The 9,500-nt window shown below is 46.4% G+C and carries 11 protein-coding genes; 8 read left to right on the top strand and 3 right to left on the bottom strand.

The features are described from left to right. Window positions 1-204: 204 nt before the first annotated feature. A complete protein-coding gene (locus tag N0M98_RS33280) occupies window positions 205-1,041 on the bottom strand; it encodes an Rpn family recombination-promoting nuclease/putative transposase (RefSeq protein WP_259620465.1) in 837 nt (278 codons plus the stop codon). Window positions 1,042-1,371: 330 nt separating this feature from the next. On the opposite strand from N0M98_RS33280, the gene N0M98_RS33275 reads away from it, so the two are divergent. Next, entirely contained in the window at window positions 1,372-1,941 is a 570-nt protein-coding gene (locus N0M98_RS33275; RefSeq protein ID WP_249865090.1) for an SF0329 family protein, read from the top strand. Window positions 1,942-2,098: 157 nt separating this feature from the next. After that, entirely contained in the window at window positions 2,099-2,452 is a 354-nt protein-coding gene (locus tag N0M98_RS33270; protein WP_259620464.1) for a hypothetical protein, read from the top strand. A gap of 112 nt (window positions 2,453-2,564) precedes the next feature. Here the strand turns inward: N0M98_RS33270 and N0M98_RS33265 are convergent, their stop codons facing one another. After that, window positions 2,565-3,221, bottom strand: coding sequence for a TetR/AcrR family transcriptional regulator (locus N0M98_RS33265; RefSeq protein ID WP_249865088.1), 657 nt, complete (start codon window positions 3,219-3,221; stop codon window positions 2,565-2,567). A gap of 237 nt (window positions 3,222-3,458) precedes the next feature. Here N0M98_RS33265 and N0M98_RS33260 point away from each other — a divergent pair, with 237 nt between their 5' ends. Then, on the top strand, window positions 3,459-4,766 hold the full coding sequence (locus N0M98_RS33260; protein ID WP_249865087.1) for an MFS transporter: 1,308 nt from the start codon (window positions 3,459-3,461) through the stop codon (window positions 4,764-4,766). A 31-nt stretch (window positions 4,767-4,797) separates the two neighbouring features. Beyond that, window positions 4,798-5,985, top strand: coding sequence for a metal-dependent hydrolase family protein (locus tag N0M98_RS33255; protein WP_259620463.1), 1,188 nt, complete (start codon window positions 4,798-4,800; stop codon window positions 5,983-5,985). A gap of 302 nt (window positions 5,986-6,287) precedes the next feature. On the opposite strand, the gene N0M98_RS33250 is transcribed toward N0M98_RS33255, so the two are convergent. After that, window positions 6,288-6,458 carry a hypothetical protein gene (locus tag N0M98_RS33250; protein WP_249865085.1) on the bottom strand — a complete coding sequence of 57 codons (171 nt, stop codon included), beginning with the start codon at window positions 6,456-6,458 and terminating at the stop codon, window positions 6,288-6,290. Between the two features lie 232 nt (window positions 6,459-6,690). Here N0M98_RS33250 and N0M98_RS33245 point away from each other — a divergent pair, with 232 nt between their 5' ends. From N0M98_RS33245 to N0M98_RS33230, 4 genes are all read left to right on the top strand, one after another. Then, window positions 6,691-7,104 (top strand): YciI family protein, encoded by a 414-nt coding sequence (locus tag N0M98_RS33245; RefSeq protein WP_259620462.1) that lies wholly within the window; start codon window positions 6,691-6,693, stop codon window positions 7,102-7,104. Next, on the top strand, window positions 7,101-8,360 hold the full coding sequence (locus tag N0M98_RS33240; protein WP_259620461.1) for an RNA polymerase sigma factor: 1,260 nt from the start codon (window positions 7,101-7,103) through the stop codon (window positions 8,358-8,360). Before N0M98_RS33245 ends, N0M98_RS33240 begins: the two co-directional genes overlap by 4 nt. A gap of 107 nt (window positions 8,361-8,467) precedes the next feature. Further along, window positions 8,468-8,884, top strand: coding sequence for a YciI family protein (locus N0M98_RS33235; RefSeq protein WP_249865082.1), 417 nt, complete (start codon window positions 8,468-8,470; stop codon window positions 8,882-8,884). A gap of 48 nt (window positions 8,885-8,932) precedes the next feature. Continuing rightward, a complete protein-coding gene (locus N0M98_RS33230; RefSeq protein ID WP_259620460.1) occupies window positions 8,933-9,325 on the top strand; it encodes a VOC family protein in 393 nt (130 codons plus the stop codon). Window positions 9,326-9,500: the final 175 nt, after the last annotated feature.

The following is a 9,500-nucleotide window of genomic DNA, read 5'->3' as shown; positions in this document are numbered from 1 at the left end:
TCTTGATTTTGCTGACGTCTGTGGTAGACTTCATCTAAAGGGTGCTCCTCTCTTTGGGTGATGTTGTCTTCGCAAACACCATTCTACCAAAGATTTGGAGCCCTTTTTATATTTTTAGACGATCGTACTTTCGAAATTCAGGCTTAAATAAATGCCGAAAGTCTGTAAGCTGCAACTTTCGGCATTTGTAATGTATTGTCATTGCTAATGTGTTCTTAATTTTTCAATTTCATCCATACTAAGCCCTGTAGACTTTGCAATGACCGCTATATCAACATTGGAATCAAGCAAGCTCTTGGCTATTTCAAGTGCTTTCTTACGTTCTCCTTCGGCTTTTGCTCCTTCAATCATCGATGCTTCGTCATGAAGGTACTTCTGCCGGGCTTCATAGAGTTGGCGTGCTTCGGCATCTTGGCTAAGAAATTTCAATGTCGTCATCGCCTTTTTCAACATCGGTTCATTCATCGTCAACACCTCCCAAGTCGATTGATCTACACCTTTAAGGAATAGAAGCCAGTTGACCAAGCCGCCTTCAACCAGAACGTTGGTGTCATCCAGCTTAGGCAATTCCATAAAATGAATTTCCAAATCATCGGTAAGCTGCAATCCAGTACGTTGCTCACGCAAACGAAAAACACTATGATACTGCTTATCTGGTAAATACGAAAAATCGAGTATGTTGATCGTGATACACTTCTTCAACTCCCGGTAGGTTTGACCTTCTGCAAGCTGATCTGAATACATCTTGCTCCAATAGTACAAAGTACGCTTCTCAATGTCATAACGGTTAAAAAGCTGGATTTCAATGTTGACGAGCTTGCCATCAATCGTCCGGGCCTTTATATCGAGAATGGACTGCTTGTCACTGGGGGCATCCTTCTCTGTATATGGATTCATCAGAATAATTTCTGTCAGCGGCGGTTCATTCGTTTCCATAAACGTGCGATTCAGGAAGGCCAGTAAAATATCTTTATTGTCTTCACTACCAAAAATACGTTTGAATACAAAATCGTTACGCGGATCAAGCAGACGGTCGCTCATTCTTGAAATCATCTCCAATCATTATAAATATTATACTACGAACTTGAATGTTCTAGTAATCAGCATTTGGCTTCAGCCAAGCATTCATGACCTTGTGGTCACAATCCTTGTCACGAACATCCGAAAACATCCGGAAATCGGGGGATGCACGAAAACAGGGCTATGTCCCGGAACCCTTATGCCTAGGCGGGGGCCGAACCCCGAGGGTTCAGTCGGCGCGGACGTAAAAGATTTGTTTGATTTATTCTAACGGGTCTAGTAATGTAAATTAAACGGAAGGCAGCCATTCCGAATTAGACAATAAGGCTTTTTTTAAAATAGGAGAAGATCATGTCCTGGAGCAAATTGAAGCAGCAATTGGAGAGCTTTCTCAGTCCTTCGTTACAAGGGAAAGTGGAATACCGCGCAACTGGCTATCGTTATTTGCCCGATAAAGCGGGGATTTGTTATATCGCGGTTGATAAAAAAAATATACTGAACATGAGCGATGCGACTACCTTTATCACATGGTATCAATCGGAGCAGGAAATAAAAAACGACTCGGGTATCGATATTCCGATCGGTCATGAACAAATTGAAGCTGTAAGAATGAATATGCAAGGGAAGATTCCGGAAGATCGTTTAATCGCGATTGCGCGAAGCCGAGCAATATCCCAGTTGGCCAAGGAGCTTTGGGCAGCGCAATCTTCACTCAGTAAATCCAATTTTATGGATGCGGCTAATACGTTTTTGTCCTCCTCTATTGAAGATAGCCTCGAGAGTAACGATATATTATTAAATATTATGGCATTGATCGACAGACGAGTTGGGAAAAAGCGGATTTTAAACATGTCTGAAAAAATCAAGCTAAAGCATCCGGCTGTGCAATATTTTTTTGATTTAAGGCTTGGAAAGTTGTGAACACGGATGAAAAACAATCGCCCTGTCCTCTTTTGTAGGCAGGGCGATTCATTTTGCTTTAAGTTCGTCCAATCAGATAAACCTTTGAATGAATAAGATATTACAGTGACATTGACTTTTATCATAATATCTTGTTTGTGAAAGGGGCGGGGGATGAATGATTCGTAAGTATACGACTGGACCTCTGAATAACCTAACGGAGAAAGACAAGACTGTATCCCGCAGTATTGTTGTGAACTCACTAAACCAGGATCAACATAATACTGCAAGAGTAAGAATTAAAGTGTACGCATTAAACGGTAAAAAGAAATTGATTCATAACGTTGCATTTATGGTAAAACCGAATGCTTCCACATACACTAGCCTTTTTGTAGGAAATGCGAAGCAGTATGAAGTCCAATTTATTACAAATCAATCGAAAGTTCAATTTGCATCGTTTGGGATTAGTCCGAACGATCGTTATGTTGCCGCACATCGAGTCATTAACAGTGAATTGACAAGAATCGTATGAGGATGAATAATCATAATTTCTATCGAGCTAGGTGTTCTTGGCTCAATATCAACGCCTAAGCGGGGGCCCCCATCTTAGGCGTTGTTCTTTAGGTTGGTCCTAGTGCATTTTTTTATGTTTCTAAGCTCTTTAAGAAGTTCAAACTGTTCTGAATCGTTTCCGCAATGATCTTGTCCGATAGCCCTATGTTGTATAAATAATTGGAATAAAGGATGTTCAGCATTTCCTCCAGCGTGATTTGGATTTCTTTTTTGTACCGTTTTTGAATTAACAGCCATTCGGCCCCTTTCATCACGGTAAAATAAAGCTCATTTTCTTCGCGTCCTATCTGCAGCCCATGCTCTAATATAACTGTAGAAGACATCTGTATGAATAATTTGCTTGGCGTTTCAAAGGGACCGGCCGATTCATAGAATTCATAGAAGAATTTAGAATATTCCTCGCTATTTTCTACATATTTCCAGGATAAGAGGGTAGTAATATATATTTTTTCGGCGTTGGACACGCGGCTCATATCAATCGTGCCGATTTGTCGGTAGATCCGATCCATTAATCCGAGGTACACATGCTTAGCTAAATTTTCCTTAGACGTAAAGTGATAGGGCAATAAGCCAAGGTTCACATTCGCGTGCGAGGCAATGTCGCGCATGGTTACGGAGTGGTAGCCTTGTCTCATAAAAAGTTCCGTCGCAGCCTGTAATATGACCTTTGCCGTGGAATTATCTATAGGTTCTTCTTCATTGGCTTGTATGTATTTTTTATATCTCATCGCGCATCATCCTTGTACATGTATAAATATTATTCCGCATTCGCTAATTGATTTTTTTAAAGTATACCCTTTGCTCCCTGGACAGTCAATGAACCGAGCTGAATAAGGCTAATCGTACTGCAATAAAAAGGAAGAGCTTCGTTGGAGTCGCAAAAGCTTCAAAAAAAATTTGACTTTCTTTTGATTTGCATTATATTTAAAATTATACATGTATAAATTAATCATGGGGGAGGATTTATGAGGGCTACTTCTGGTAAAAGAGGTTTAAGGGATCGCATTATACCGCTATTTTTATTGTCTGCTGCCGTTTCAGTCGTGAATATATTGTTTTTACCGATTATATTTTATGTGCCGTTCCAAGCCGTTTTTGAGCTTTCCAATGAACAAATGGGGTCCTTATTGGCTGCTTATGCAAGTTTGGCAGTGCCAGGCTATGTGGTGGGCGGTTGGTTATGCGACAAGTTTTCATCGAAAACCTTAGTAACAACGTCGGTATTAAGTACATCGCTCTTGGGCTTTTGGATGTCTACGATTCCAAGCTATAACACGTTATTATTCATCTTCTTTCTTATGTCAATTACGTTAGGTTTATTTTTATGGAGCGCTCAAATCAAATGTCTTCGAATGCTCGGAGATAACACGGAGCAAGGCAGAATTTTCGGCTACTCCATGGCGATTGACGGGATTATTTCAGCAGGATTTTGTTTGGGACTGGCCTATCTGATCGGAGAAAACATCGATACGGTTGCGGGTTTTCGCACAGTCATATTAGGTTTCAGCGGCTTTTTCTTTTTGGTTGGATTGGGCTTGTTCTTCTTCTATGACAATAAAAAATATGGTACAAGCTCTTCGGACGATAGTGAAAGGATCACTTTTAAATCGCTGTGGAATGCGGCAAAAATGCCCGTAACCTGGATCATCGCGATGATTTCTTTTGGAGTTTACGTCGAGTCCACTGCACTTAGCTATATGAGCCCCTATTTAAATGCAGCATACGGGATGCCCGTTGTCTGGACGACGGCATTCGCCGCGATCGTTCGTTACGGCATTAAAATTCTGGCTGCCCCTATCGGCGGACTTATTCGTGACAAAATCGGAAGAACGGCGCCTTTAGTTTATTCGACCGTTACGCCCGCATTGTTGATTATCATCATTTTAAGCTTCATTCCACGGGATCACAAATATCTCATTCTGGTCATCAGTTTGATTTTCCTGGCCATTTTCATCAGCCGGTTAAGTTACACGGCGGCGAATATGCCGCTGGCGGAATTGAAGGCACCGCTTGCGCTTGCCGGTACGATTACCGGGTTAGCCCTCATGTTTGGTTATTGTTCCGATTTATTTTTACCTAAGCTTATCGGACATTTTTTAGATATGTATGGCGTGTCGGGTTACAACTATGTATTCGGCATTATGGTCATCGGCATGATGATTATGCTAACCGGCGTTTTTTGGCTGAACTATGAATCGAAAAAATTAATTGCACGTGAAAAGTCAGAGCATGTGCAACAAGAAGATTTACAAGCAAATACCAACGCGATCTAAACATAAACTGCGATATGAAAGGATGATACGGTTGATCATTTTAAGAAATTGCAATTTTGTGGAGGCACTGACAGAAGGTACGGATTTGAAAACGGGAGACATCCTCATCGAAAATGGAATTATCAAGGAAATCGCCCCAGTCGGAACATTGAACGGCGAAGGTTATGAAGAAGTGGATGTAAAAGGCTCCACGGTAATGCCCGGTATCATCGATATGCATGTGCATTTAGCCTTTGTTCGTCCAACGCAAGCAGAAATTTTGCAGCTCAGCAAGCCTGCTTTTGCGTTTGATTGCTTGAAATACGCGCAATATCTGCTCAGTATCGGCATCACGACCGCGCGGGACGTAGGCGATGACAAATCATGTCCAACTATCGCTTTAAGGAATGCCATTGAGGAGGGGGTCGTCGCAGGACCAACCGTCATTGCTTCAGGAGCTACCTTATGTCCGCACGAACCCGGCGTAGAAATCATGGAGAATCTTTTGGAATATGTAACCGGCCCGACTGAAATGAGAAGATTAGTGCGACAAAATTTCCAAAAGGGCGCGGACTTCATTAAGCTGTACGGAAGCGGTTCGATGATGTCGCAAGGAGGCGACCCGGGCGTTCGCATTCTGGAGGAAGATGAGATCAGGGAAGCGGTGAACATTGCCTCAGGCCGAGGATCTTATGTAGCGATGCATGCCCATGGTGCGGAAGCGATCGATGTTGGCGTCAAATCAGGTGTTCGTACCATTGAACACGCAAGTATGATCTCGGATGATACGTTGCAGTATATGAACGGTAGAAGAGATGTCGGCATTGTACCGACGCTGGCGATCATGCATGATTTGATCGAAAGCGATTATACGGATTTCCCTGAAGCCGCAAAGAAAATAAATAAATTGAAAGATACCGTGAAAAATTCTCTCATGAATGCGGTGAGCTACGATGTGCTCATCGGCTGGGGAACGGACGTATCCTATGCGTCATACAAGAAAAATCCGGGATTGGAATTTAAAATGCGTAAAGAATTCCTGGAATATTCGAACGTCGAGATTTTGAAGCAGGCGACAATAGACAGCGCCAAATTGTTAATGTTAGAGGATAAAATCGGCAGCGTAAAGGTTGGAAAACAGGCCGATTTAATCGTGATTGACGGCGATCCGATTGCAGATATTCGCGTAATGTATTCTCCCCCCGCGCATGTTATCAAGAGCGGGGCATTCATTCGATAATCGTTGAATCGTAAGATCAAGAGACTCCGAGCGTTGATCGGACTGCCTTGCGGGTCGCAAAGCAAAGCTAGCGCAAGGCATTCGGCATGAACCCGATAGTTCACCGTTTCCACGAAATAACACTCTGCGATCGATGAAAAGCGCACACAGAAGAGGGGGTTATTCAGAAAGTCAGTGAAAACTGACTTCTGGAGGCCCCGTTTTTGTTGCATGTTAAAAAGCCGATCTTGTTCTTGGCTCAATATCAACGCCTAAGCGGGGTTCCTCATCTTAGGCGTTGTTCTTTAGGTTGAAAACATTTTTCACTCCCTGCATAAAAATTCAATTTCAGCAGTCTGCGGCTCAATTTTGTTTTTTTGGGGCTGGGCTTGGGGAGCGTCAACTTCGATAATGGTCAAATATCCGTAAGCAAACGGATCGGTTAAAATTGTACGAATCATATGTTTATCGCCTTTTTCGGCTTGGAATGTCAAGTAAATTGACCTCCAATTTCATTTTGAAGTATACTTTTATATATTTTTCCAACCCAATGGAAATACCAGTTGCTGGTCGCATCGAATGATAAGCATTCAAATAATACAAATAAATTTCTTTAGATGTGTCGATTGGTCCGGCATTCATTCGTTGTTTATATAGAGGCCTGCCCAAGCGGTTTGAAACGAACGAAAAATAGGTCCACTATACATGATATGGAGGAGATTAAACATGAGATTTATGATGATCGTGAAGGCAACAACGGATTCGGAAGCGGGGGTAATGCCTAGCCAGGAATTGCTCGATGCCATGCTGAGATATAACGAGGAGCTGGCCAAGGCGGGGGTGCTGCTTGCCGCAGACGGACTGCAGCCGAGCTCCGGCGGCATTCGTATTTCGTATCCGGAGCCGGGCGGCAAGCCGAAAGTGGTGGACGGGCCGTTTACGGAGGCGAAGGAAATTATTGCAGGCTTTACGCTGATCGAGGTAAAGTCGCGGGAAGAAGCGATCGAGTGGGCGATGCGCATGCCTGATCCGCATGGCGGCGGGCAAGGTGAGATTGAATTGAGGCAAATTTTCGATCCGGAACAATTGGCTTCGGATGAAGCAACGCAAGTAAAAATCAGGGGGCAGTTCAGGTTGTGAGCCGATCAGATACGGGACGGACGATCGATGCCATTTGGCGGATCGAGTCCCCCAAATTAATCGCCGGATTAACGCGCATGGTTCGAGACGTAGGGCTGGCGGAGGATCTGGCTCAAGACGCCTTGGTGATCGCGCTAGAGCGCTGGCCGAAGTCGGGAGTCCCCGACAATCCGGGAGCATGGCTCATGACGACGGCGAAGCGCCGCGCTATCGATCTGCTGCGAAGAAACAAGCTTCGCGACTGGAAATACGCAGAGCTGACCCGCACCGCCGAATTGTATACGGAAGAAGATATGGATCGCCGCATGGACGGGGAGATTGGCGACGATCTCCTGCGTCTTATCTTCATGACCTGTCATCCGGTATTGTCGCAGGAGGCCAGGGTAGCGCTCACGTTAAGGTTATTGTGCGGGCTTACAACGGAAGAGATCGCCCGTGCCTTTCTGGCAGCGGAAGCGACGATTGCGCAGCGGATCGTTCGGGCGAAGCGTACTCTTAGCGCCAAGAAGGTCCCGTTCGAGGTTCCCGCAGGCGAAGAACTGAAGGAGCGATTGGTTACGGTTCTAGAGGTCGTTTATTTAATGTTCAACGAAGGTTATTCGGCAACCGCGGGCGAACATTGGGTCCGGCCGCTTCTATGCCAGGAAGCGCTGAGGCTCGGCCGCATGCTGGCGGAGATTGCGCCTGCCGAACCCGAAGTGCACGGGCTCGCGGCGCTGATGGAATTGCAAGCCTCGCGTCTGAAGACGAGGGTCGGAGCGGACGGGGAGCCGATCCTGCTCATGGACCAAAACCGCGCCAGGTGGGACCAGCTCCTGATCCGCCGCGGGCTCGCAGCTCTTCATCGCTGCCAGCAGTTAGGGAAGCCGTACGGCCCCTATGCGCTCCAGGCAGCTATCGCCGCTTGCCATGCGCAAGCGGCGACACTGGCGGACACGGACTGGGTCCGGATCTCCGCCTTGTACGAAGCTTTGTCGCGCGTCATGCCTTCGCCGATCGTGGAATTGAACCGCGCCGTGGCGATATCCATGGCCTTCGGTCCGGCTTACGGCCTTCAAATCGTCGACGAATTGAACCGAGAGGCTTCGTTATCCGCGTACCATCTTTTGCCCAGCGTTCGCGGCGATCTGTTGTACAAATTGAATCGGTTCGAAGAAGCGCGCCTCGAGTTTGAACGAGCGGCTTCCTTGACGAAAACCAGCCGCGAGCGGAAGCTTTTGCTCGCACGGGCATCCGAATGCAGGGATGAATCATGATTTTCATGCCGGTTGTCGAATCGGAGCTCCCGCGTTCGTCGTTCAGGTAGAGGCAGGTTAAGGCAGATGGCTGCCAAATCCGATCCCTGCCTGAGGGAGCCTATTTTATGAGATATTTGATGATGTTTAAATCGACAGCGTTTTCGGAAGCGGGCGTGGCCTATGATCCGAATTTTGCGGCCCGCCGGACAGCGTATGCCAGGTCTCTTGCCAATGCAGGAATTTTGCTCGCCGATGAATCGCTGCTTCCAAGCTCGAGCGGGCTAAGGATCACGTTGCCGCCGGACGGAGGCAGGGCCGCCGTGGCAGCCGGACCATTTTCCATGGAGAGCGACCTGTTGGAAGGGTTTCTTATCCTGGATGCTCGTACTATGGACGAAGCGATGGAGTGGGCGCTAAAGCTTCCCGTTCCCGAGGGGCGCGGCGAAGTCGTCGTTGAATTGCGTCAGCTGGCAGATCCGGCACAAACCTATCATAACCCCATCATCGCTGCCATGGAGGCGAATTTACGGGAACAAATTTAAATCGGAAAATGCAAGAACCCCAAAAAACTTGAAAGGTTGTTGATGAATATGGCAGCAAAACTGGTACCTTATTTGATGTCGGAGGATGCAAGAACGCAAGCGGAGTTTTACCAAAATGCGCTAGACGGAGAAATTCATTTTATTAAAACGCTGGGTGAAGTTCCGGGGACGCCTGAAGCGGCAAAAGATAAAGTCATGCATTTGGTTCTCACCGTAGCCGGAGGTAATACGTTATTCCTGTCCGATTCTTTCCAGCCTGCGGAAGGCGGCCGGAATATGAGCCTTTCCCTAACCTTCGACGAGGAAGCGGAAGCACGTAATGCCTATGCGAAGCTCAGCGAGGGTGGAACGATCAAGCTTCCATTCGACCAGCAGCCATGGGGGGCCTACTACGGGGAGGTCGTAGACCGTTACGGCGTCACGTGGCAAATCGTAAAATAGTGAAACAGAAGCAAACTCATGAAGAGCCGCACAGATGCGGCTTTTTTCTTGTTTAGCGTGCCCAGAGGCACGCATCTTCTAGCCGGTGAAAATCCGGTCGCGGGAGGGGCCAAGCCCCCGCGTAGCTAGGATGCCTGCGTACGGCGAAATCTGTGCGTAGAAGCGCGTCGACGAA

Source organism: Paenibacillus doosanensis (assembly GCF_025060755.1).
Lineage (GTDB): Bacteria > Bacillota > Bacilli > Paenibacillales > NBRC-103111 > Paenibacillus_S > Paenibacillus_S doosanensis.
The sequence above is the reverse complement of the archived record's forward strand: the minus strand, read 5'-3'. Positions and strand labels throughout refer to the sequence as shown.